The 22500-nt window shown below is 60.1% G+C and carries 25 protein-coding genes; 12 read left to right on the top strand and 13 right to left on the bottom strand.

Translation table 11 applies throughout. The annotated features are described in order from the left end of the window. Positions 1-56: 56 nt before the first annotated feature. From HQ945_RS02235 to HQ945_RS02205, 7 genes are all read right to left on the bottom strand, one after another. Positions 57-950, bottom strand: a complete 894-nt coding sequence (locus HQ945_RS02235; RefSeq protein WP_425500617.1) for a sigma-70 family RNA polymerase sigma factor — start codon at positions 948-950, stop codon at positions 57-59. Next, entirely contained in the window at positions 934-1392 is a 459-nt protein-coding gene (locus HQ945_RS02230; protein ID WP_027229831.1) for a carboxymuconolactone decarboxylase family protein, read from the bottom strand. Before HQ945_RS02230 ends, HQ945_RS02235 begins: the two co-directional genes overlap by 17 nt. 316 nt (positions 1393-1708) lie before the next feature. Continuing rightward, the gene (locus HQ945_RS02225) at positions 1709-2764 is read right to left on the bottom strand and encodes a D-alanine--D-alanine ligase family protein (protein ID WP_113281956.1); all 1056 of its coding nucleotides are present in this window, start codon (positions 2762-2764) and stop codon (positions 1709-1711) included. A gap of 59 nt (positions 2765-2823) precedes the next feature. Next, on the bottom strand, positions 2824-3618 hold the full coding sequence (locus HQ945_RS02220) for a hypothetical protein (RefSeq protein WP_113281955.1): 795 nt from the start codon (positions 3616-3618) through the stop codon (positions 2824-2826). A gap of 17 nt (positions 3619-3635) precedes the next feature. Beyond that, entirely contained in the window at positions 3636-3893 is a 258-nt protein-coding gene (locus tag HQ945_RS02215; protein WP_027229828.1) for a hypothetical protein, read from the bottom strand. A gap of 102 nt (positions 3894-3995) precedes the next feature. Further along, the gene (locus tag HQ945_RS02210) at positions 3996-4364 is read right to left on the bottom strand and encodes a TIGR02301 family protein (protein ID WP_081815825.1); all 369 of its coding nucleotides are present in this window, start codon (positions 4362-4364) and stop codon (positions 3996-3998) included. 80 nt (positions 4365-4444) lie between these two features. After that, positions 4445-4876 carry an NUDIX hydrolase gene (locus tag HQ945_RS02205; protein WP_113281954.1) on the bottom strand — a complete coding sequence of 144 codons (432 nt, stop codon included), beginning with the start codon at positions 4874-4876 and terminating at the stop codon, positions 4445-4447. A gap of 98 nt (positions 4877-4974) precedes the next feature. Between HQ945_RS02205 and HQ945_RS02200 the strand changes: the two genes are divergently transcribed. Together HQ945_RS02200 and HQ945_RS02195 are read left to right on the top strand one after the other, a co-directional pair. Beyond that, on the top strand, positions 4975-5742 hold the full coding sequence (locus HQ945_RS02200) for an SOS response-associated peptidase (RefSeq protein ID WP_113281953.1): 768 nt from the start codon (positions 4975-4977) through the stop codon (positions 5740-5742). Between the two features lie 33 nt (positions 5743-5775). Next, positions 5776-6390: a LysE/ArgO family amino acid transporter gene (locus tag HQ945_RS02195; RefSeq protein WP_113281952.1), complete on the top strand. Its 615-nt coding sequence runs from the start codon at positions 5776-5778 to the stop codon at positions 6388-6390. On the opposite strand, the gene HQ945_RS02190 is transcribed toward HQ945_RS02195, so the two are convergent. After that, a complete protein-coding gene (locus HQ945_RS02190; protein ID WP_155810791.1) occupies positions 6367-6534 on the bottom strand; it encodes a hypothetical protein in 168 nt (55 codons plus the stop codon). The genes HQ945_RS02195 and HQ945_RS02190 overlap by 24 nt on opposite strands. 370 nt (positions 6535-6904) lie before the next feature. Here HQ945_RS02190 and cysS point away from each other — a divergent pair, with 370 nt between their 5' ends. From cysS to rarD, 5 genes are all read left to right on the top strand, one after another. Further along, positions 6905-8353 carry a cysteine--tRNA ligase gene (cysS, locus tag HQ945_RS02185; RefSeq protein WP_113281951.1) on the top strand — a complete coding sequence of 483 codons (1449 nt, stop codon included), beginning with the start codon at positions 6905-6907 and terminating at the stop codon, positions 8351-8353. 184 nt (positions 8354-8537) lie between these two features. Further along, the gene (locus HQ945_RS02180; RefSeq protein ID WP_113281949.1) at positions 8538-8921 is read left to right on the top strand and encodes an endonuclease domain-containing protein; all 384 of its coding nucleotides are present in this window, start codon (positions 8538-8540) and stop codon (positions 8919-8921) included. Beyond that, positions 8911-9414 carry a GFA family protein gene (locus HQ945_RS02175; protein ID WP_113281948.1) on the top strand — a complete coding sequence of 168 codons (504 nt, stop codon included), beginning with the start codon at positions 8911-8913 and terminating at the stop codon, positions 9412-9414. The genes HQ945_RS02180 and HQ945_RS02175 overlap by 11 nt, the downstream gene beginning before the upstream one ends. Continuing rightward, entirely contained in the window at positions 9411-11024 is a 1614-nt protein-coding gene (gene cimA / locus HQ945_RS02170; protein WP_113281947.1) for a citramalate synthase, read from the top strand. The genes HQ945_RS02175 and cimA overlap by 4 nt, the downstream gene beginning before the upstream one ends. Positions 11025-11140: 116 nt before the next feature. Further along, positions 11141-12097, top strand: a complete 957-nt coding sequence (gene rarD / locus HQ945_RS02165; protein WP_113281946.1) for an EamA family transporter RarD — start codon at positions 11141-11143, stop codon at positions 12095-12097. Here rarD and HQ945_RS02160 read toward each other — a convergent pair. Both HQ945_RS02160 and HQ945_RS02155 read right to left on the bottom strand, forming a co-directional pair. Continuing rightward, positions 12094-13095 (bottom strand): CorA family divalent cation transporter, encoded by a 1002-nt coding sequence (locus tag HQ945_RS02160; RefSeq protein ID WP_027229818.1) that lies wholly within the window; start codon positions 13093-13095, stop codon positions 12094-12096. The two genes, rarD and HQ945_RS02160, sit on opposite strands and share 4 nt — an antisense overlap. A gap of 21 nt (positions 13096-13116) precedes the next feature. Next, positions 13117-13722 carry an LOG family protein gene (locus tag HQ945_RS02155; RefSeq protein ID WP_113281945.1) on the bottom strand — a complete coding sequence of 202 codons (606 nt, stop codon included), beginning with the start codon at positions 13720-13722 and terminating at the stop codon, positions 13117-13119. Positions 13723-13899: 177 nt separating this feature from the next. On the opposite strand from HQ945_RS02155, the gene HQ945_RS02150 reads away from it, so the two are divergent. From HQ945_RS02150 to pssA, 5 genes are all read left to right on the top strand, one after another. Next, complete coding sequence (locus HQ945_RS02150; protein WP_113281944.1) at positions 13900-15153, top strand: LysM peptidoglycan-binding domain-containing protein; 1254 nt, start codon at positions 13900-13902, stop codon at positions 15151-15153. A 122-nt stretch (positions 15154-15275) separates the two neighbouring features. After that, the gene (locus tag HQ945_RS02145) at positions 15276-15614 is read left to right on the top strand and encodes an ArsR/SmtB family transcription factor (protein ID WP_246272470.1); all 339 of its coding nucleotides are present in this window, start codon (positions 15276-15278) and stop codon (positions 15612-15614) included. A gap of 2 nt (positions 15615-15616) precedes the next feature. Beyond that, positions 15617-17497: an ABCB family ABC transporter ATP-binding protein/permease gene (locus HQ945_RS02140; protein ID WP_113281943.1), complete on the top strand. Its 1881-nt coding sequence runs from the start codon at positions 15617-15619 to the stop codon at positions 17495-17497. Positions 17498-17590: 93 nt separating this feature from the next. Next, positions 17591-18322 carry a phosphatidylserine decarboxylase gene (locus HQ945_RS02135; protein WP_255695364.1) on the top strand — a complete coding sequence of 244 codons (732 nt, stop codon included), beginning with the start codon at positions 17591-17593 and terminating at the stop codon, positions 18320-18322. A 9-nt stretch (positions 18323-18331) separates the two neighbouring features. Continuing rightward, entirely contained in the window at positions 18332-19180 is an 849-nt protein-coding gene (pssA, locus tag HQ945_RS02130; protein ID WP_113281942.1) for a CDP-diacylglycerol--serine O-phosphatidyltransferase, read from the top strand. A gap of 296 nt (positions 19181-19476) precedes the next feature. Here the strand turns inward: pssA and HQ945_RS02125 are convergent, their stop codons facing one another. From HQ945_RS02125 to HQ945_RS02115, 3 genes are all read right to left on the bottom strand, one after another. Continuing rightward, complete coding sequence (locus tag HQ945_RS02125) at positions 19477-20229, bottom strand: SDR family NAD(P)-dependent oxidoreductase (protein WP_113281941.1); 753 nt, start codon at positions 20227-20229, stop codon at positions 19477-19479. Between the two features lie 12 nt (positions 20230-20241). After that, complete coding sequence (purF, locus tag HQ945_RS02120; protein ID WP_091919071.1) at positions 20242-21735, bottom strand: amidophosphoribosyltransferase; 1494 nt, start codon at positions 21733-21735, stop codon at positions 20242-20244. A 138-nt stretch (positions 21736-21873) separates the two neighbouring features. Further along, positions 21874-22473, bottom strand: a complete 600-nt coding sequence (locus HQ945_RS02115; RefSeq protein ID WP_027229810.1) for a CvpA family protein — start codon at positions 22471-22473, stop codon at positions 21874-21876. Positions 22474-22500: the final 27 nt, after the last annotated feature.

Here is a 22500-nt window from a genome sequence, read left to right as displayed (position 1 = left end):
CCCGAGGAGGACGGCAGTGAGGGGAGGCGGAAAATACGCACCGCCTCGTCCAGCCTTCAAGCACTTCCGCCCGGAATTGCCTGCGCAAACTGCAGGTGGCGCAGTTTCTCCGGATTGCGGACAATATAGATCGCCTTGATCTTGCCGTCCTCGATCTCGAGCGCAGTCGTTTGCGGCAGTCCGTCGAATTCGGTGGTCACAAAGCCGGGAAGGCCGTCGACCAGGCCCTCATATAATAGCGGCGAGAACCGATAGCCGGCGGTCCGCCCTATGCCGTCGAAGAAGCGTCCGACCTTTGCCCGCGAATAGATTGGATTGATCGTGGATGTGCGGTTGCCGCCGCCATCGGCATACATGACGACGTCATCGGCGAGAAGCGCCTGCAGTGCCTGCATGTCGCCGCTGCGCGACGCATTGTAGAAGGCCTGCGCAATATTCCTGCCCTGTTCGTCGGAAACGGGAAAGCGCGGCTTTGCTTGCTGGACATGGGTTCGGGCCCGGCTCGCCAGCTGGCGGCAGCTTGCCGGATCGCGGCCTATCGCCTGCGCCACCTCATTGAAATCCTGGCCGAAAACATCGTGCAGCAGGAACGCCGCCCGTTCCAGCGGCGACAGCCGCTCCAGCGCCATCATCAGCGTCAGCGTGATATCGGCATCCGTCTCCTCTTCGCTCGGATCGAATATCGGTTCAGGCAGCCAGCTTCCCACATAGGTCTCCCGTCGAACACGTGCGGATTTGAGGTGGTCGAGGCAGAGCCTCGTGACGATGCGAACCAGGAAGGCTTCCTCGCTGCGTACCTCCGAACGATCGGCCTGATGCCAGCGAATGAAACCTTCCTGGACAATATCCTCCGCCTCCGCGACCGATCCGAGCATGCGATAGGCGATGCGGATCAGTCGCGGTCTGAGGCGATTGAATATACTCGACGTGGCTTCAGGCTGCTGCGGCACTATCTTTCGACACCGGATGCACCGACCGGAATCCGATGGCGAGCCGGTTCCAACCGTTGATGGTAACAATGAGCATGCTCAGTTTGACGATCTCCTCTTCGCTGAACTGCGTCTTCAATTCCTCATAGACATTATCCGGTGCGTGCGTCTTGGCAATCAGCGTCAATGCTTCAGTCCAGGCGAGGGCTGCGCGTTCGCGCTCGCTATAAAGCGGCGACTCGCGCCAGGCGTCGAGCAGATAGAGGCGCTGTTCGGTCTCGCCGCGCTTGCGCGCATCCTTCGAATGCATGTCGAGGCAGAAGGCGCAGCCATTGATCTGCGAGGCGCGCATCTTGACGAGTTCGATAAGGCTCATCTCGAGCCCGCTGGAAACGGCGCTCTTCTCCATCTCGATCATGGGCTTTATTGCGTCGTGGTTGTAGGGGTTCAGTCTCGGTTTCATCATTGATCTCCTTGTGCGGCATTGCGTTGCCTGAAAACAAGACGAGACAGCATTTTCTAATGTGACATCGCTCCAAGATTATTTTTGGGACAGGCTGCGTTTGTTGAGCGGAGATCCATTCTTGACGCCCCGCATTGGGTCGGACTAACCTCAATCTGCTGCTGTAGGGCGCGTCGGCTCAATGGTCGGAGGGGCATCGCCCGCCTATGATAACGTCAACGTAGCGCGCCGACGCTGGCGATCAGGTCATTGTCATTGTTGCAACCGGTGAGATGTATAAGGTGGAGGACCGAGGTGGCCGTCAAGCGCCCGCGAATCAGCGTACGGCGCGCTTCAATCCGTGCTGGATCAACCGGTGGATCAGTTCCGGATAGGGTATTCCGGTCGCGCCAAGTACCTTGGGATACATGCTGATATTGGTGAATCCCGGTATCGTATTGACTTCGTTGATCACGGCGCTGCCATCGGCGCGAAGGAAGAAATCAACGCGCGCCATGCCCTCGCATCCAAGCGCACGAAAAGCTTGTTCTGCCATATCCTGTAGAGCCTGGGTCTCGTCGGGGCTGATGCGGGCAGGCACGGTAAGGTCCGCTCCATCCGCATCGAGGTATTTTGCTTCGTAGGTATAGAAGTCGTGCGTGTTGGACGGAGCGATTTCACCGGGCACCGAAACAATCACGGTGCCATCCGCCGCTTCGAGCACGCCGAGTTCGATCTCCCGGCCTTCAATGAACTCTTCGATGAGGACATGGTCGTCGAACTGCAATGCCGATTCAACCGCCAGATGTAATTCCTCGGCTGTCCTCGCCTTGCTGACGCCGACCGATGAACCCTGTCGTGCCGGCTTGACGAAGACGGGCCACGAAAGGGAGCGCGCAACGGTGTCGAGATCAATGTCCGAGGTGCGTTTTACCATGATGCCCGACGCAACGGGCAGGCCGTCATGGGCCAGCAGGCACTTCGCCTGATACTTGTCCATGGCGGCGGCGGATCCGAAAATACCGCTTCCGACATAGGGAATGTTGGCGACTTCCGCTAGACCCTGCACGGAGCCGTCTTCGCCAAAGGGTCCGTGAAGAACCGGCAGCAGCACGTCTATAGGCGTGATCTCATAGGCCGGGCCGGATATGGGAAGAGCAAGCGCGCGGCCCCGGCCACCCGGAAGCAAGGTAATTTTCGTACCATCGCCCGGTACGGATTGCGGAAAGCCGCCGTCGACGAGCAGCCACTCGCCCTGCCGGGTCACCGCAACGAGAACTGTTTCGTAAACCTCCGGGTCAATCGCCTCGAAGACATTTCTCGCGGACATGACGGAGACATCGTGTTCGGAAGATCTGCCACCAAAGAGAATTGCGACGCGCGTTCTGGACATGGTGGAGTTCTCCCGAAAGATCGGCGATGGGGATTCAAGATGGATCGCCTGGCGCCGGCTCAGTCGCCCGTGACGAAGAAGCGCCAGCGTCCCTTCGGCGTGATGCCAAGGCGGTAGAAGACGTAAGTGCCGAATTGCTTCATCTCGTCATAATCGCCGGCGGTGACGATCTGAAAGAGTTCAACCTTCTGCTTGGCGTCGAGCTTGTCGAGCGGATAAGCGAAGAAATAGGGCCAGACATAAAGCTCGTCTGGTGTGCCGGCATCGAGGTGGACGTAACCGGATTCAAGCACATCGACGAGGATTGCAAGAATTTCCATGCCTTCAGGATCGCCCGCCAACGACTTCAGATAGGCGAGGGGATCGCCCTCGATCTCGGTGAGCGAGAGCATGGTGACATCGTCGCCGGAGCCGATCAGAGGACGCAGCGCCTCGATATTGCCGGACTTGGCGGCCGTCAGGATAAGTTCGTGCATCTTGCGCACCGGAAACGGCAGCTTGCTGAGATCGTATTCGACCTGCGCGGCCGCCGCGCCTTCCTTGGCGTTCGGCATGGCAATGCTGCTGTCGGGGACGACCGCGCCGTCATTGGCGGCGGGCGTGTCCGCATCCCCGTCGCTCGGGGCCGCCGGTTGCTCGGTCGCAGCGGGCGGCGTCTCGCCTGCCGGCTTCTGCATTGCGTCGGGCTTGGCAGGCTCTGCAGGCTTGGGAAGCTCTTCCTTCTTAAGTTCGCTCAAGGCAAGCTGGACCGGTTTGCCGCTGGCGGCCGCAGCAGGAAGGCTGAACGCACAGGACGCGGCCACGATGACAATTGCGCGGGCAATCGCGGGCGCGGAAAAGTGCTTCTCAAGCATGCTGGATCACCCGGGCGTTACTGGAGAACGCGATTCGTTGAAAATTCACCTGCGGAAATACGTTCACGCAACACTTCAAGCAACGCAAGAGCGGAGGCTTCGCCATTGTCGCGGATCAGTTCGATCAGCGCGGTTGCGAATGCTGCCTCGGCCATAATTTCAGGTTCGATACCCTCGAGCGTGCCATCTGCCCAGACTTCATTCTGATATTCGATCGCAACCAGTTTTTTTTCTTCTGCAACCAACCTATCGAGGTCCGTCGATGTCATGTTCATGTCATACCGTCCTTGGCCGAAGCCAATTCTTAAACTACCGCTAAACTCTATCATATGTTTTGTTTAAAATGCGGCCCATTGGCTTCAACAGTTAAAGCACAGTTAATTTCCATAGCCCGATACGATCTCGGATGAAAGCCTCATTCCTTCGGCCTGGTAGCGGTCAATCGCCGCAATCGCCTGGCTGGTGCAGGTGGAGTAAGTCTCGTTGAAAGTGCGGTAGCCGCGGTTGAAGCTGGCGATGAGACGCGCCCGCCGTGCGGGGTCGGGGTTTTCCGCCAGAAGCAGCGTATCCATGCGATCGCGCCACTGGCTGCTCTTCTCGCCACACAGATTGCGCAGCGAATGGATCGATCCCATTACCTCGGCGAGGCGCAGCAGCTTGGCCTCGTAGAGCGGATCGACAGCATATGCCGGGACAGCGCTGGCGAGTGTCGCAAGAAACGCTGTGATCAATGCTGCTCGCCGCACGAAATTCCCCAAGCCTGTTCGCCCTTCGCGACATGTTGCCCGAAAGCAAGGCGCCTTCAAGGCGTTGATCGGCGATACCCTCAACTTTCGAAGGAACGCGCCAGGAAGTGCACGACCTCGAGCACGCTTTCGGTCACGTCAAATGCGGCCATTTCGTCGGCGCGCAGCCAATGCACGGCCGCGGCATCGTCGGCGGCGACGGCGTCTCCCGTTGCGTCATGCGCGAGGAATACAGCGAGGCGGAACGCCTTGGGCGACGGAAACTCAGGTGTCGAATAATCGAAGGTATAGGTGGTCAGATAAGTGACCTCGTGCGCGATGATGCCGGTCTCTTCGAAGAGCTCGCGCATTGCAGCTTCCTGCGGCGTCTCGCCGTCCTCACGCCGTCCACCCGGAAAGGCGAGCCAGCCTTTCGAGGGCTCGCGGCCGCGCTCGACGAGCAGGAATGCGTTGTCGCGGATACAGACCGCGGAAACGCCATCGACAGTTGCGGAGAGGGGAATTTGATCCATATCTCAGGGGTAAGCGGCATCAACGCATTTGACAAGGTCGCCTTGACGGACGACCGCAAATCGGGAAGATCGCCGCGGTCACTAAGGGCTCGTTATAAATGTGCGGACGTTTTTCCCTCCTCGGAACACCGGAAGAGATCGAAGCCTGGTTCGATCTTATGGAGCTTGAGGATTTCCCGCCCCGCTACAATATTGCGCCGACCCAACCGATCCTCATGGTCGTCAGCGGGGAAACGCCGCCGCCCGGCAGCAACCGGCCCAACCGGCGTGCGCTCCTTGTACGATGGGGGTTCATTCCGGGATGGGTCAAGGACACGGCAAATTATCCGCTGATGATCAACGCCCGCGCCGAGACTGCGATCGACAAGGCATCGTTCAAGGCGGCGATGCGCCATCGCCGCGCGCTGATCCCGGCCTCGGGCTTCTATGAGTGGCGCCGCAACGGCGACCGGAAGGCGCAGGCCTATTGGGTGCGCCCGCGCGATGGCGGCGTTGTCGCCTTTGCCGGACTTTACGAGCCCTGGGCGAATGCCGAGGGGTCGGAGATGGATACCGGCGCGGTGCTCACCACGGAGGCGAGCGATAACCTGCGTTTCATCCACGACCGCATGCCCGTCGTCATCGAGCAGAAGGATTTCTCGCGCTGGCTCGATTGCAAGTCGCAGGAGCCGCGCCATGTCGCCGACCTCCTGAAACCGGCACGCGAGGACCTTTTCGAGGCTATACCGGTCTCCGACAAGGTCAACAAGTTCGAAAACACCGGACCGGAAATCCAGGAGCGGGTCGAAGATACACCGCCCGAGGAACGCAAGAGACCGCAGCGTTCAAAGCCGCCGCAATCCGACGCACAGATGAAACTTTTCTAGTCCTTTACGCGCCAACTTCAGGACACAGACGATATGCTTTCAGCCGCTCTTTCCGGTTTTCTCCTTGGCGCGTCGCTCATAATCGCGATCGGCGCGCAAAACGCCTATATCCTGCGGCAGGGCCTGCTGCGCGAACATGTCTTCATCCTGAGCTTCATTTGCGCGCTGTCGGATGCCTTGCTGATCGCGGCTGGCGTTGCCGGCCTCGGCACGCTTATCGCACAGTCCCCGAAACTGATTTCCTTCGTGACGCTGGGCGGAGCGGCGTTTCTCTTCTGGTACGCGTCGGTCGCCTTTCGGCGTGCGTTTCATCCGGAAGGCTTGCGGGCGGCGGGTTCTGGCGGAAGCTCACTCAAGGCAGCCGTCGGCACAGTGCTCGCGCTGACATTCCTCAATCCGCACGTCTATCTCGATACAGTCGTTCTATTGGGCGGGCTCTCGGCTCGCTTCGAGGGCGTCAACCGCGCGGCCTATGGCATCGGCGCGGCGCTCGCTTCGTTCATCTGGTTCTTCAGCCTCGGCTATGGGGCGAGGCTGCTGCAGCCGGTATTCGCCAAGCCTGCGGCCTGGCGCGTCCTTGATATCCTGATCGGCCTTGTCATGGCCGGCATTGCAACGAGCCTGTTAGTCCGTTTCCTGCACAATTGAAGCAAGCTTCAGCTGCGGACGCTTGCGCACGGTGCTCAGCACCGCGGCAAGGATCGCGGCGGGGCCGATGGCATTATATTTGGCAACGAGATTCTCGGCGCGGACGCTTTCGCGCGGCTTTGCCGTCTGCTGGATGGTGTTCATGGGTCTGGTCCTATCCCCTTTTTCGGATAAGTCAGGATTCCCGGTCAAATGAGCCGGAAAAAAGGCACTTTCCGGGAGGATTTTGGGCTATTCGGTTAAGATGGATTAACCACGAGGAAGCAGGCAAAAATGCAACACCCGCGTTTCGCGGCGATACGCTTGACGATCGGCGCGCAGTCGATCATAAATGCGGCCATGAAAACGTTGCCCGTAACCATCATTATTACCTGTCGGATCATTATCAGCTAGCACTGCGCTGGCCCGGCCGTTTTCGTCTCAAAATTCAGCAAAAGATGTGAAACGCACCGGTCGCCAGACCAGTGGAATGATATGCGTTTGATGTTGAAACCCGAGATTTGAGCACACCGCCATGCCGCAGCAACTGAGCCTCTACAACACGCTCACCCGCACGAAGGAAGTGTTCGTGCCGATCGATCCGAACAATGTGCGCATGTATGTTTGCGGACCCACTGTCTATGACTATGCCCACATCGGCAATGCGCGACCGGTGATCGTCTTCGACGTTTTGTTTCGCTTGCTGCGCCACGTCTACGGCGAACGCCACGTTACCTATGTGCGCAACATCACCGACGTCGACGACAAGATCAATGCGCGTGCCGCCCGTGACTTTCCGGCGCTTCCGCTCAATGAGGCGATCCGCAAGGTGACGGAGACGACGAACCGCCAGTTCCAGGCTGATGTGGCGGCGCTTGGCAACCTGCAGCCAACGGCCCAGCCGCGGGCGACGGAATACATCGCGGAAATGGTGGCAATGATCGACCGTCTCGTCGAGCGCGGCATCGCCTATGTCGCCGATGGCCATGTCCTGTTCTCACCGGCGGCGATGAACGCCGCCAGGGGGCCGCGCTACGGCATGCTTGCGCGCCGCTCCGCCGACGATATGCTCGCCGGTGCCCGCGTCGATGTCGCCTCCTACAAGCGCGACGAGATGGATTTCGTCCTGTGGAAACCGTCAAGGGAGGGTGAGCCAGGCTGGCCCTCACCGGCTGGGATCGAAGGCCTTGGCCGTCCCGGCTGGCATATCGAATGCTCGGCCATGTCCATGGCGAAACTGCTCGAGCCGTTTGGCGGCGGACTGCAGTGCGACGATCCGCAGAAGAACATCTTCGACATCCATGCCGGCGGCATCGACCTCGTTTTCCCGCACCACGAGAACGAGATCGCACAGTCGTGCTGCGCGCTCGGCATCGACCGCATGGCCAATGTGTGGATGCATAACGGCTTCCTGCAGGTCGAGGGCCAGAAGATGGCAAAGAGCCTCGGCAACTTCGTGACGATCAACGAGCTTCTCGCGACCGAAACGTTCGGCGGGCGCAAGTGGCCGGGCGACGTGCTGCGCCTCGCCATGCTGATGACCAATTACCGCGAGCCGATCGATTTCAGCGTCAGCCGGCTCGAGGAGGCGGAGAACATTCTTGCCAAGGCGCGCGAATATGTGGGCAATGCCGAACCCGGTGCGATCCCGGATGAGGTGATTGCCCTGCTTGCGGATGATCTCGCCACGCCGAGCGTGATCAACTGGCTGTCTTCGGCGCGGCGCTCGCGCGCGGTCGAGCCTGGCGATTACCGGGCCGCCTTCGCGCTTCTCGGATTCGATTTGCAGGCGGAGACAGTGTCGTCAGAGCTTGCGGACGAGATCGAGGCGAAGATCGCCGACCGGCTCGCTCTGCTTGCTGCAAAGAGCTTCGCCGAGGCCGATCGCATCCGCGCCGAACTGCTGGACCAGGGCATACAGCTCAAGGACGGCAAGGATCCTGAAACGGGCGAGCGGGTTACGACCTGGGAGGTGAGGCGGTGATGGACGGGCGTGGATCGCACCCCCCTCTGTCCTGCCGGACATCTCCCCCACAAGGGGGGAGACCAGCCTTTACAGAGGTTGAGGCCAATCTCCAGGGTTTACATTTGAGCGACACGCTCGATGACAATTCAGTCTCCCCCCTTGTGGGGGAGATGTCCGGCAGGACAGAGGGGGGTGACTGACCATGCCATCCCACACGCCAATTCCGGTGAAGATCCGCCAATATGCGAAGTCCATGCGGCGGGCGCAAACCGAGCCGGAATTGAAACTTTGGAATTGCCTCCGTGCTCACCGACTGATGGGCTTGTCGTTCAAGCGGCAGGTTCCAATCGCCGGTTACATCGTTGATTTCGCCTGTGCTGCGGCTCGCATCGTTGTGGAACTCGACGGTTCTCAACACGGTGAAGATCATAGTCAACAGTATGACGGCGCAAGGACCGAACGCCTGAACCGCGACGGGTGGACGGTTTTGCGGTTTTGGAATGACGATGTGCTTCAAGATATCGATGGCGTCTGTCAGCATATCGTCAGCACAGTTTCCGCACGGAGCCCCGCCCATGAGCCTTGACAACAAGCCCATATACACCGGCGGGTGCCAGTGCGGAGCGGTTCGGTTTCGCGTCGAGGGCAGGGTGGACGACACCTCCATCTGCCATTGCCGCATGTGCCAGAAGGCGTTCGGCAATTTCTATGCGCCGCTTGCATCGGTGCGCGGCGCCCATTTCCAGTGGACGCGCGGCGAACCCAAGCGCTACCGGTCGTCCAATCACGTCAAGCGCGGTTTTTGCGCCGAATGCGGCACACCGCTGACCTATGAGGCGCCCGACGGCCTCGCGCTGGCGATCGGTGCTTTCGATCATCCGGAGGAACTTGCCCCTGTCCTGCAATGGGGACTTGAGGGCAAGTTGCCCTACGTCGACGATCTCGGCGCGCTGCCGGGCTATACGTCGGAAGGCGATCCTGCATCGGCTGAATTTCTTAAAACAATGATATCCTATCAGCATCCCGACCATGACACGGATCAATGGCCGCTGGCCGGGGACGGGGAAACGAGCAAGTGACCAAGGAACGCATCTACCTCTTCGACACCACTTTGCGCGACGGCCAGCAGACGCCCGGCATCGATTTTTCGGTCGAGGACAAGAAGGTCATCGCCGCCTTGCTCGATGATTTCGGCTTCGATTATGTCGAAGGCGGCTATCCCGGCGCCAATCCCACCGACACGGCGTTCTTCAGCGAGACGCGAACAAAGCGCGCGAAGTTTGCGGCATTCGGCATGACCAAGCGGGCAGGGGTCTCCACCTCCAACGATCCCGGCGTCACGGCGCTGATCCGCTCCGCCGCCGACACGGTCTGCTTCGTCGGCAAGAGTTGGGACTATCACGTGCGCGTGGCGCTCGGCTGCACCAATGACGAAAACCTTGAAAGTATCGCAGCCTCGGTCACGGCCGCTGTAGAGGCCGGCAAGGAAGCCATCGTCGATTGCGAGCACTTCTTTGACGGCTACAAGGCCAACCCGTCCTATGCGCTCGCTTGCGCGCAAACCGCCTATGACGCCGGCGCGCGCTGGGTCGTGCTCTGCGATACCAATGGCGGTACACAGCCCGCAGAAGTGGCGACGATCGTACGCGAGGTGGCGAAGTTGATCCCCGGCGATCATCTCGGCATTCATGCCCATAATGACACTGAGCAGGCGGTCGCCAACTCGCTGGCTGCGATCGATGCCGGCGTGCGCCACGTGCAAGGCACGCTCAACGGTATCGGCGAGCGTTGCGGCAATGCCAATCTCGTCACGATCATTCCGACGCTGATGCTGAAGCCTGCCTGGGCGGACCGCTTCGAGACCGGCATCAGCATGGAGAAACTGCAGGGGCTGTCGCGGCTCTCGCGCAGCTTCGACGAATTGCTCAACCGTGCGCCCAACCCGCAGGGCGCATTCGTCGGGACGTCGGCTTTCGCGACCAAGGCCGGCATCCATGCCTCGGCCCTCATCAAGGAGCCGGCAACCTACGAACATGTTCCGCCCGAGACCGTCGGCAACCGCCGCAAGGTGATGGTCTCCGACCAGGGCGGCAAGTCCAACTTCATCAATGAGCTGGAGCGCCGCGGCATCAGCGTGGCAAAATCCGATCCTCGGCTCGACACGCTCATTGCCCTCGTCAAGGAACATGAGGCGGAAGGCTATGCCTACGAAGGCGCCGATGCGAGCTTCGAACTCTTGGCCCGGCGCACACTTGGCACGGTCCCGGAATTCTTCAAGGTCGACTCGTTTCGATGCATGGTCGAACGCCGCTTCGATGCCAACGGCAACATAAAGACGGTCTCGGAAGCGGTGGTGAAGGTCGACGTCGACGGCGAGACCCGCATGTCCGTCGCCGAGGGCCATGGTCCGGTCAACGCACTCGATCTTGCGCTGCGCAAGGATATGGGCCGTTACCAGAACGAGATCGATGATCTTGTGCTCGCCGATTTCAAGGTTCGTATCCTCAATGGCGGCACGGAGGCGATCACGCGCGTTCTGATCGAGTCGACGGATTCGAGCAATGCGCGCTGGTGGACGGTGGGCGTCTCCGACAACATCATCGACGCCTCCTTTCAGGCGCTGATGGATTCCATTGTCTACAAGCTGATGAAAAACCGCGATCTCGCTGGCAAGATCGCCGCGGAATAGCTGGAAATCGCTCATAATTTGTTCGAATTGCCGTAAAAAACATCAACTGTCTTGATGTATCGATCAGCCGAATTCAATGGACGCGCCGGGAAGCGAGGACTAGGAGTCGGCGCATCATGACTGAACAGATAGCTTCCAATCGCGCCGTGACCGCAGCCCTTGTCACAACCGAAGGTCCGGGCGGCATGTCCGACGGGAAGAAGGGTTTCATCTTTGCGCTCTCAGCCTATCTGCTCTGGGGCGTCCTTCCGTTCTACCTGAAGTCGGTTGCCCATATGCCGGCGCTGGAAGTGGTGGCGCATCGCATCATCTGGTCGGTACCCATCGCCGCCCTGCTGCTGTGGTGGCTCGGATTGTTCGGCGATCTGAAGGTCGCTTTGACGACGCCCCGGATGCTTTTCATGGCGATGCTGACGGCCTCGCTCATCACGCTCAACTGGGGAACCTATGTTTGGGCGATCGGCAGCGGCCACGCCATCGATACCGCGCTCGGCTATTACATCAACCCGCTTGTGAATGTCGTGCTCGGCGGCATTTTCCTTGGCGAGCGCCTGTCGAAGCCGCAGGCCGTGGCGGTCGGGCTCGCCGCCTGCGCGGTGCTCCTTTTGACGGTCTATTCCGGCGGCTTGCCCTGGATCTCGCTGGTGCTTGCCTTCAGCTTTGGCTTCTACGGCTTCTTCCGCAAGACGTTACCGATTGGCCCAACGCAGGGTTTCATGCTTGAAGTCCTGCTTTTGTCAGTGCCTTCGCTCGCCTTCATCGCCTGGACCGTCTCGCAGGGCACCAGCCACTTCTTCAATGGCAGCGCCCACGACGTCGGCCTTCTGCTTTTCGCCGGTCCGGCAACGGCGGTGCCGCTCATCCTTTATGCATTCGGCGCCAAGCTGCTGCGCTATACGACGATCGGACTGATGCAGTACATCGCACCGACGATCGTCTTCCTCAGCGCCATCTTCGTCTTCGGCGAGCCTTTCTCGCATATCCAGTTCATCGCCTTTGCGCTGATCTGGACGGCGCTTGCCATCTATACGTGGTCAATGTTGCAGCAAGCCCGCAAGGTGAAGGCGGCTTAACGCCTGTTCCCGCCGATCCTGCGCACAATCAGATAAACCGCCGCGGAAATCGCGAGCGCGATGAAAGCGATGATCCAAAAACCGTGCGCGCTTTCTGCAAGCGGTAGCCCGCCGGTATTCATCCCGAAAAGCCCGCTGATGACCGTGCTCGGCAAAAGAACAGCGGTCATCACCGACAAAACGTACAGGAACTGGTTCGACTGGTCGGTGAGCTTGGCCATCAGTTCGTCCTGCAGCAAACGCGCGCGCTGCTGCAACTGGTCGCCCTCCGCATGCAGGGTTTCGGCTCGCCGCGACAGGGCCTCGATGAGATCGTCCAACTCCTCAGGCAGGGCCCTGCGGTCGGCATGGTCTATATGTCGAAACAGGCTGATCGCCGCTGTCAGATAGCGGTGGAAGACCACGATCTGCCGCCGCACCGGCACCAGGCGCTCCCGTTCGCCCTGCCAGTTCTCGCCGACAATGTGATCCTCGATCGAATCGAGCGTTTCCGAAAGCTTGGCGATTTCCGCCTTGAGCAGTTCAAGGAAACGCCGGAAAACAGCATTGAACAGGGTGAGCGGCGAGGGAAGCCGGATTTTGCCCCGACCTATCGCCTGGCGTATGTCGTCGACCGACTGCAGCGGATGGCGCCGCGCGCTGATGAAGACCCCATCATTGAAGGCAAAGCGGAAATAGCCGAGTTCGCGCGGATCGCCATAGTGCTCATGCTGGAGATCGGGCAATTCGCCGTATAGCCAGCCATCATCGAAATTGATCTGGCATTGGTCGCCGGAGGCAAGCAGAACCTCGCGTACCGCTTCGGGCAGGGTGGCGTCGGTTTCGAGGCTGCGTCGTGCTCTTGCATCGGCCAGCGCATAGCTTTTCCAGGTCCATACGGCAGGATTGGAGGCGCCAGGATGCAGGATAAGCGCGCCATCCGCACCGAATGCGTGGCTTATGACAAAGTCATCGCTGGCAAGTTGTTTGCTGTTGGGATCCAAGGCCTTCGTGTCCACCTATCGATCCCTTTTCCGTAGCTACATCCGTTCGATGATCGACCCATCGCCTTCCCGGTCGCCTCGCGCAGCGGCGTTGAGGATCGCCGGCACGATCTCATCCGGGTTTTCTACCACAAGCGGATTGACCAAATGTGACGTATGCACGAACCCTTCGGCCTTCATGTGGTCGATGAGCGCAAGCATCGGATTCCAGAAGCCGTTGACATTGGCAAAGACCATCGGCTTGCGATGCCGCCCGAGTTGGGCCCAGGTCATTATCTCGACGATCTCCTCGACCGTGCCGATGCCCCCGGGCAGCGTGACGAAGGCGTCGGAGCGCTCGAACATCTTGTGTTTGCGCTCGTGCATGTCTTCCGTGACAATCAGCTCGGAAAGCTGGCCAAGCGCGTGTTCGGTGGCTTCCTTGTTCATCAGGAACTTCGGGATGATGCCGGTTACCCGACCGCCCGCGGACATGACGCCGTCCGCAACCGCGCCCATGATGCCTTTCGTGCCGCCGCCATAGACGAGTTCAAGCCCGTGTGCGGCAATCGACCTGCCGAGCAGCCGGCCGCTTTGCTTGTAGATCGGATCGCGGCCCGGCGAGGACCCGCAATAGACACAGATGGATCGAATCTTGCTCATGCGACGAGTGGTGCCTCCTGCACCGCCAAACGTCAAGGCGGTAGTAATGCGACAAAAGTTTGCTACCCCCGATTTGTTCTTGATAAGTCTAAAGACTAGTCCTGAATCTAAAGGGTTTTCTTGTAGCAACGGCGAAAAGGCGCTAGACCAAAAAGAGAACAATAGGAATGGGGAACGATGTTCGAGAATAAAATTGCGGTTTTGGGGCTCGGTACTGTCGTTGCCGCTGGGCTCGTCGCCGCTGTCGTGGCGTTGCTGCCAGGTGAGCCGACTTCTGACAAACCCGTAGCGCTTGCGACCAGTCCTGCACAGACAGAGCAGCCAGCCGCTGCACCAGCACCGGCCCCGCAACAAGAGGCCAAGGTAGAGAGCCCGACGCTCCCTGCGGCCAGCGCGCCCGCTGCCCAGCCGGACGCTTCGGTTCCGCAAGGCGAAACGACGATTACATCGAGCGGACCCACCTTCGACATTCTCCGCGTCGAACCCTCCGGATCGATCGTTGTTGCCGGCAAGGCGGCAAAGAACGCTACAGTCGATCTTTTGTCTGGATCGCAGATCGTCGGCACCGGCAAGGCGACAGATACCGGCGACTTCGTCATCGCCCTCGATACGCCGTTGAAACCCGGCGACTATCAGCTTGTGCTGCGCTCGACACTGCCCGATGGCAGCGCGCTGACATCGCTTGAGACCGCCATTGTCTCCATACCCGAAAACAAGTCCGGACAGGTGCTGGCGCTCGTCGAGCAATCTGGCCAACCGAGCCGCATGATCACGACTCCGCAAGCCACGGCACCGGCTGCACCGGCCGAAGCGCAGACGGCAACGGCGACCGACGCCTCGCCGGCCGGCGACAAGCCCGCCGCGCCCGCCGAGAGGGCTCTCGTTGCCGTCGAGGCTGTCGAGATCGAGGGCAACAAGATTTTCATCGCCGGCACCTCGGAGCCAGGCTCGACAGTCAAGCTCTATGCCAATGACGATCCGCTCGGAACGACGAAGACGGCGCCAAACGGCCGCTTCCTGCTGCAGACCGTACAGGAGCTTGCTGTCGGCGATTACATTATCCGCGCCGAAATGATGGGCCGGGATGGCATGACCATAATCGCGCGTGCGGCGGTACCGTTCAAACGCGAGGCGGGTGAACGCGTCGCAGCCATTGCCGACTCGTCGCCCGGCGACAGCGCAACCGGCGCTGTTCCGCAAGGCACGGATCCGGCAGCGCAGAACAGCGAAGCGCCGCTCAAGAATGTCGACGGCTCGGTCATCATTCGCCGGGGCGACAATCTCTGGCGGATTTCCCGCCGCACCTATGGCGCGGGCGTTCGCTACACGACGATCTACCTTGCCAACAAGGAACAGATCCGCAATCCGAACAAGATCTTCCCCGGTCAGGTCTTCACCTTGCCGGATCAGGAAAAATCGGCCGTCGAGTGACATGATTGCGCTATTCCGGCACCTCAAGCCGGAATAGCGTTTTTACTTTTCGGCTTGCTTTGGAAATTTATATCGTTTATCGCCGATGGACGATGAATTGTACCAATCCGTTTGAACGCTCTTTGTCGGACGCGGAAACCGCCCGGATCCTTGCTGCGCTTGCTCATCCGGCGCGCTTGCGCATCGTCCGGCAGCTCGCCTGTCTGGACCGCTCCTGTTGCAAGGATATCGTCGCGCAGCTTGACCTTGCGCAGTCGACGGTCTCGCAGCATCTGAAAATTCTCGTCGAAGCCGGCCTTGTCCGCTATCAGCCCTCAGGCCAGAGCTCGCACTACAGTATCAATCCGGATGCATTCGTCACCGTTGCCGCGTTTGTCAGCGACATGGCGAGCCTTTGCTGTTCCGATGAAGGGATGGTTCGGGGCGGTGCCTCGCTACACCCCGCGATCCACAAGGAATAAAAGTGGCCAACAAGACCGTTTCCGCCGACTCTGGAAAGACACTCCAGACCATACGCAATCTCTGGCCCTACATGTGGCCGATGGAGCGGCCGGACCTGCGCATGCGCGTGATCTGGGCCACGGTCTATCTCGTCATTTCCAAGGTCGTTCTGATCCTTGTTCCGTATTTCTTCAAATGGGCGACCAATGCTTTAAATGGCAAGTCCGAGCCCTCGGACCTGGTGCCGGCGCTGCTCGTTGGCCCGCTTATGCTGGTCGCAGCCTATAATCTGGCGCGCATCGTCCAGGCAGGTCTCAACCAGTTGCGCGACGCGCTGTTTGCCAGCGTCGGCCAGTACGCCGTGCGAAAACTTGCTTATAAGACCTTCGTGCATATGCATGATTTGTCGTTGCGCTTCCACGTCGAACGGCGCACGGGCGGCCTTTCGCGCATTATAGAGCGCGGGACCAAAGGCATCGAAACGATTGTCCGCTTTACGATCCTGAACACGGCGCCGACGATCCTTGAATTCCTCATGACGGCCGTAATTTTCGCCGTAACCTATGGTTTCTCCTATGTCGCCGTGGTCGTTGCCACGGTCTGGCTCTATACGTGGTTTACCGTCCGTGCCAGCGATTGGCGCATCGGCATACGCCGCGACATGAACGCTTCCGATACGGACGCCAACTCCAAGGCGATCGACTCGCTGCTCAATTTCGAGACGGTCAAATATTTTGGCAACGAGGCCATGGAGGCCAAGCGCTTCGACGGAGCGATGGCGCGTTATGAAGTATCGGCGACCCGCATCTGGACGTCGCTCGGCTGGCTCAACTTCGGTCAGGCCGTCATCTTCGGCGTCGGCATGGCGGTGATGATGATCATGTCGGGCAGGGAGGTTCTCGCCGGCACACAGACACTTGGCGACTTCGTCTTCATCAATGCCATGCTGATGCAGCTGTCGATCCCGCTCAATTTCATCGGCTTCATCTATCGAGAGGTGCGCCAGGGCCTGACCGACATCGAGCAGATGTTCGATCTTCTGGATGTGGAGCAGGAAGTCCAGGACAGGCCGGACGCGCGGCCGCTTGACATCGAGCGCGGTTCCGTTCGCTTTGACAATGTTCACTTTGCCTATGACCCGAAGCGCCCCATCCTGAAGGGCGTCAGTTTCGAGGTGCCGGCCGGCAAGACGATTGCTATTGTCGGGCCTTCCGGTGCGGGGAAATCGACCCTTTCCAGGCTGCTTTTCCGCTTTTACGATATCCAGAGCGGCTCGATCAGCGTTGACGGGCAGGATATTCGCGACGTTACGCAGGAAAGCCTGCGCGCCGCGATGGGCATGGTGCCGCAGGATACGGTGCTGTTCAATGACACCATTGCCTATAATATCCGTTATGGCCGAATCGCAGCAAGCGATGAGGAAATGCGCAACGCCGCTGAACTTGCTCAGATCGGTCCGTTCATTCAGACATTGCCGGACGGCTACGAGTCGATGGTCGGCGAGCGTGGGCTGAAGCTTTCCGGCGGCGAAAAACAGCGTGTCGCCATTGCCCGGACGATCCTGAAGGCTCCGCCCATTCTCATCCTCGACGAAGCGACGTCGGCGCTTGATAGCGCCACGGAGCATGAAATCCAGTCGGCGCTCGATCTTGTCAGCCGCAACCGCACAACGCTGGTCATTGCCCATCGTCTTTCGACTGTCATCGGCGCTGATGAAATCATCGTCCTCAAAGATGGCGTGATTGCCGAGCGTGGCACGCACCTGACGCTGCTTGCCCGCGGCGGCCTCTATGCTTCCATGTGGAATCGCCAGCGCGAAGCCACCGAGGCCGAGGAGCGGCTGCGCCGTGTGCGCGAGGAAGACGACCTTGGCGTGGTCCTGCGCGGCGAGCCGGCAGCATAGCGGTTTCAGTGAACTGGCGAGCGAAGCGTTTGCCCCGGCCTCCAATCTCCGATAAGTAACGCGCGAACCGCATTGGCGCGCCTTGGGTTTCGCGTGTGCGTTACCGGGACCAGCAGGAAGCAACGAATGAGCCTTGTCGATACCATCCGCAATACATTTGTGCCGATTCATCGGGAGGGATATCCGTTTATCGCCGGTTTTGCCGGTGCGACGATCATTCTCGGCTATTTCTGGGAGCCGTTGTTCTGGATCGGCTTCGTGCTGACGGCCTGGTGTATCTATTTCTATCGTGACCCGCAGCGCGTGACGCCTATCGACGACAAGCTGGTCATAAGCTCGGCGGATGGAATTGTTTCAGCGGTGGGCCCAGCCGTGCCCCCACGCGAACTCGGCCTCGGCACCGGCGAGATGACGCGCATTTCCGTGTTCATGAACGTTTTCTCTTGTCACATCAATCGCGCACCGGTGCGCGGACGCATCAAGACGATCGTTCACAAGCCGGGCAAGTTTTTGAATGCCGAGCTCGACAAGGCGAGTGCCGAGAACGAGCGCAACAGCCTCCTGATCGAAAGCCCGAATGGCGAGGTCGCCGTGGTGCAGATCGCCGGGCTGGTTGCGCGCCGCATCGTGTGCTGGGCTGACGAGAACAACGCGCTGTCGATCGGCGAGCGTTTCGGGCTCATCCGCTTCGGCTCGCGAGTGGATGTCTATCTTCCCCAGGGCTTTACCCCCCGCGTCGCAATTGGTCAGATGGCGGTTGGCGGCGAGACCGTCATCGCGGAATTCGGCGGGGCGGCGAGCGCGCCGCTGGTGCGGATCAGCTGAGGTTGCGGCATGAACGACATCGAATCCGATCCGCTGTTTGACGACAAGCCTCGGGCACACGAACCTCGGGGCAGGCGCATTCCGCTGCGCTATCTCGTCCCGAATGTGATCACTGTGCTTGCCATCTGTGCCGGGCTGACAGGCATTAGGCTCGCCTTCGAGAATCGCTTCGAACTTGCCGTCGCCATGGTGCTGCTTGCCGCCTTTCTCGACGGCATTGACGGACGTATCGCCCGCATGATGAAGGGCTCGAGCAATTTCGGCGCCCAGATGGATTCGCTCGCCGATATCGTCAATTTCGGAGTTGCGCCGGCCCTCGTGCTCTATGCTTATATGCTCGATCAGGCGCGGTCCTTCGGCTGGATCGCGGCGCTGCTCTATTGCATCGCCTGCTGCCTGCGCCTTGCCCGTTTCAACGTCATGCTCGATGCCGTAGGCCAGCCCGCCTGGCAAAAGAACTTCTTTACAGGCGTGCCAGCACCCGCCGGAGCGCTTCTGGTAATGCTGCCGGTCTATCTCGGCTTTCTCGGTCTTGCCCCGACGCGGGCTGTCGCCTTCGGGGCAGCCGCCTACACCGTGATTGTCGCCAGCCTGATGATCAGCCGTCTGCCGGTCTATAGCGGCAAGGCGGCGGGTACAAAGCTGCGCTCCGACTGGGTCATGCCGATTTTCCTGTTCATCGTCGTCTACGTTGCGTTCCTGATGAGCTACACATGGCAGACGCTGACACTGACGACGATCGCCTTCTTCATCAGCCTGCCTTTCAGCACACGCGCCTGGAAGCGCTTCGAAGCGGCGGATGCACTCAGCGCCGCTCCCGCTTCTCCAAACAACGACGCCGAAGCCGCATCGTCGTGAGGTTCGGGTTTTCGGCCGTTACTCGGGCCTAGCTTGCCGTCATCCGGTCTCACCCCCGTCATACTCGGGCCCTTGTCCCGAGGATCTATCTTGGACGCTGTTGATCACGCAAAACGAAGCTTGGTCCTCGGGTAAAAAGCCGAGGATAACGGCTGAGAGGAGGATGATGTGAAATCAAACACCTTCCGGCAGAACGATGTTAATGGTCGCCAAGACCGCAATCATGGCTTCTCGCAAGAGCCGTGCTCGAGTCGGCAGAAATTGCAAACAACGCCTGCTCGACTGATACGGCTACGCTAGCTCGGATCGTTGTAGCTCAGAAGCTTGCCTTCGCGCACGTCATAGAGCTTGCCGGTGACATCGAGTGCCGGGTCAAGCATAAGCGCGATCTGGGCGGCAACGTCGCCGGGTGTCGGCAAGGTTTCCGGATCTTCGCCGGGCATTGCCTGGGCGCGCATTGCCGTGCGCGTTGCGCCGGGATTGACCGAGTTGATACGAAGGCGCGTCTGGCGCGTCTCCTCGGCCCAACTGCGCGCCATCACCTCGACGGCGGCCTTGGAGGCGGCATAGGGACCCCAGTAGGCTCTCGCCGTGTGGGCGACGCCTGAGGAAAGGAACAGCGCACGGCCGGCATCCGATAGCTTTAGGAGCGGATCGGTGGTGCGGATCAGGCGCCATACGCTCGACACGTTGATCGCCATCAGCTTGTCGAACACCTTCGCTTCCACATGGCCGATCGGTGATATCGTGCCGAGGAAACCGGCGTTCGCAACCATGATGTCGAGCTTTCCCCAACGCTCGTGGATCGAGCCGCCAAGCCGGTCGATGGCCGGCATGTCGGTCAGGTCGAGCGGCACCAGCGTCGCGCTACCGCCCGCGCTCTTGATCTCGTCGTCGAGATCCTCGAGCCCTCCGACCGTTCGGGCGACGGCGATGACATGGGCGCCGCGTGCGGCAAGATCCTTCGCCAGAAAATAGCCGATGCCGCGGGATGCGCCAGTAACAAGCGCAAGCTTGCCGTCCAGCCGGAAACTGCCGTCAGAAATCATTGTGTCGTGAACTCAACCGTTATTTGCGAGAAGCGAGAGCTTGTGGACGTTGCTCGGACCATCCTTGTCGAGAAGGCGGGTCGGATAGTCGCCAGTAAAATAGTGATCGGTGAACAGCGGCGTACGGGAATCGCGCGGCTGGCCGCTGACGGCTTTGTAGAGACCGTCAATCGACAGGAACGCCAGCGAATCCGCGCCGATGTAACGGCACATCGCGTCGAGATCGGCGTATTGGTTGGCGAGGAGCTTGTCGGCGTCCGGCGTGTCGATGCCATAGAAATCCGGGTGGAAGATCATCGGGCTCGCGACGCGAATATGAACTTCGCTCGCCCCGGCATCGCGGATCATCTGCACGATCTTGACCGACGTTGTCCCGCGCACGATCGAGTCGTCGATGAGAACGACGCGCTTGCCTTCGATGACGGCACGGTTGGCCGAATGCTTCAGCTTCACGCCGAAAGCGCGTATCGACTGCGTCGGCTCGATAAAGGTGCGTCCGACATAGTGGTTGCGAATGATGCCGAGCTCGAACGGGATACCGCTGGCCTGGGCAAAGCCAATCGCGGCGGGTGTGCCGCCATCTGGAACAGGTACGACGACATCGGCCTCAAGCGGCGCTTCCTTGGCAAGGTTGATGCCCATGTTCTTGCGCGCGGTGTAGACGTTGCGGCCGCCGACGACGGAGTCAGGACGGGCGAAATACACATATTCGAACAGGCAGAGGCGCTCCTGCTTTGGAGCCTGCGGCTTGAAGGCGTCTATGCTGATCGAGCCGTCCGGCTGGATCTCGCAGACGACGACTTCACCGTTCTCCACGTCGCGGATGAACTTCGCGCCAATGATGTCGAGCGCGCAGGTCTCGGATGCGAAGATCGGCTTGCCGTCGAGTTCGCCCATGACGAGCGGGCGGATGCCGATCGGATCACGCGCGGCAATCAGCTTGGTGCGGGTGAGGGCAAGCATCGCATAGCCGCCTTCCATCTGGCGGATCGCGTCGATAAAACGATCGCTGGACGAGGCATGGCGCGAGCGCGCGATGAGGTGGAGGACGACCTCCGTATCGGAATTCGACTGGCAGATCGCACCGTCGGCGATCAGTTGGCGTCGCAGCGTCAGGCCATTGGTGAAATTGCCGTTATGGGCGATGGCGATGCCACCGACTTCAAGCTCGGCGAGGAGCGGCTGCACGTTGCGCAGAACCGTGTCGCCCGTCGTCGAATAGCGCACATGGCCGATGGCCCTGTCGCCCGGCAACTGGGCAAGCGTGGCGGGGTTGGTGTAGTGATCGCCGACAAGGCCCATGCGCCGCTCCGAGCAGAACTGGCGTCCGTCGTAGGAAACGATACCGGCAGCTTCCTGCCCGCGGTGCTGCAGCGCATGCAATCCGAGCGCCGTCAGCGTGGCCGCATCGGTGTGCCCCAAAATGCCAAACACACCGCACTCTTCATGCAGTGTGTCGTCATCGAGGGACATCAATTGGGTATCGTCACGAGAAATGTCGGTCATTACCGCCAGCCTTTCGCCGCAGATTCAATTGAGCCTAATTCATATTATGCCATAGGAGGCAATCGACTAACAGGGCAGGACCCGCGTCCACGTGTCAATCGAAGCCCCTATATGGTGTATAAGCGCCAAGACTCCAAGTCACTGGTTTGTCGCACCACCTTCCGGCGGGATATCTTCCTTCGGTTCCGGCGCAGTCGTCGCGTCGGGCGATGCTTCCGGCGCGGTCGTGCCGGGTTTCAACCGTTTCAGGATGGTCGATTCGGGATCTTCCGGCAGAAGGCCGACAAGTTTCGCGCCAAGCTGGTCGATCATCGGCTTCGATTTGGCGTTTCCAACCCAGGCTGGCTGGTTTTCCGGCACGAGCCAGTTGAAGAACAGCATGGCGACGACAACGAGAAGTATGCCGCGCGCTGCGCCAAACAGGAAGCCGAGCGTGCGGTCGAGCGCGCCGATGCGGCTGTCGATGATGAAATCGGCAATCTTCATGGTGATAATGGACACGACGATCAGCGTGACGACGAAGACAAGGCCCGCCGCTGCAATCTGCACGATGGTGTCGTTGCTGATGTACGGGGTGAGGAAGGGAACAACAGGCTTGTAAAAGAGATAGGCGGCCGCTGCCGCCGCTGCCCAGGAAACAACCGACAGCACTTCGCGCGAAAATCCGCGCACCATGGCGAGGACCGCCGATACGAGGGTGATGCCCAATAGAATTCCGTCAAGCAACGTAATCGGCATTTACTTTCATCCCCATGTCACTGCCCG

This window comes from Phyllobacterium pellucidum (genome assembly GCF_013327855.1).
GTDB classification, from domain to species: domain Bacteria; phylum Pseudomonadota; class Alphaproteobacteria; order Rhizobiales; family Rhizobiaceae; genus Phyllobacterium; species Phyllobacterium pellucidum.
Note: the sequence above shows the minus strand (reverse complement) of the source record. Positions and strands in the feature narration are given on the sequence as shown.

Coding starts and splice junctions, on each gene's coding strand:
- HQ945_RS02205 (WP_113281954.1), bottom strand. CDS start 4,876: ATGGATCAAATTCCCCTCTCCGCAACTGTCGATGGCGTTTCCGCGGTC.
- HQ945_RS02200 (WP_113281953.1), top strand. CDS start 4,975: ATGTGCGGACGTTTTTCCCTCCTCGGAACACCGGAAGAGATCGAAGCC.
- HQ945_RS02125 (WP_113281941.1), bottom strand. CDS start 20,229: ATGATTTCTGACGGCAGTTTCCGGCTGGACGGCAAGCTTGCGCTTGTT.
- HQ945_RS02150 (WP_113281944.1), top strand. CDS start 13,900: ATGTTCGAGAATAAAATTGCGGTTTTGGGGCTCGGTACTGTCGTTGCC.
- HQ945_RS02215 (WP_027229828.1), bottom strand. CDS start 3,893: ATGAACATGACATCGACGGACCTCGATAGGTTGGTTGCAGAAGAAAAA.
- HQ945_RS02195 (WP_113281952.1), top strand. CDS start 5,776: ATGCTTTCAGCCGCTCTTTCCGGTTTTCTCCTTGGCGCGTCGCTCATA.
- HQ945_RS02190 (WP_155810791.1), bottom strand. CDS start 6,534: ATGAACACCATCCAGCAGACGGCAAAGCCGCGCGAAAGCGTCCGCGCC.
- pssA (WP_113281942.1), top strand. CDS start 18,332: ATGAACGACATCGAATCCGATCCGCTGTTTGACGACAAGCCTCGGGCA.
- HQ945_RS02180 (WP_113281949.1), top strand. CDS start 8,538: ATGCCATCCCACACGCCAATTCCGGTGAAGATCCGCCAATATGCGAAG.
- purF (WP_091919071.1), bottom strand. CDS start 21,735: ATGACCGACATTTCTCGTGACGATACCCAATTGATGTCCCTCGATGAC.
- rarD (WP_113281946.1), top strand. CDS start 11,141: ATGACTGAACAGATAGCTTCCAATCGCGCCGTGACCGCAGCCCTTGTC.
- HQ945_RS02155 (WP_113281945.1), bottom strand. CDS start 13,722: ATGAGCAAGATTCGATCCATCTGTGTCTATTGCGGGTCCTCGCCGGGC.
- HQ945_RS02115 (WP_027229810.1), bottom strand. CDS start 22,473: ATGCCGATTACGTTGCTTGACGGAATTCTATTGGGCATCACCCTCGTA.
- HQ945_RS02220 (WP_113281955.1), bottom strand. CDS start 3,618: ATGCTTGAGAAGCACTTTTCCGCGCCCGCGATTGCCCGCGCAATTGTC.
- HQ945_RS02175 (WP_113281948.1), top strand. CDS start 8,911: ATGAGCCTTGACAACAAGCCCATATACACCGGCGGGTGCCAGTGCGGA.
- HQ945_RS02230 (WP_027229831.1), bottom strand. CDS start 1,392: ATGAAACCGAGACTGAACCCCTACAACCACGACGCAATAAAGCCCATG.
- HQ945_RS02225 (WP_113281956.1), bottom strand. CDS start 2,764: ATGTCCAGAACGCGCGTCGCAATTCTCTTTGGTGGCAGATCTTCCGAA.
- cysS (WP_113281951.1), top strand. CDS start 6,905: ATGCCGCAGCAACTGAGCCTCTACAACACGCTCACCCGCACGAAGGAA.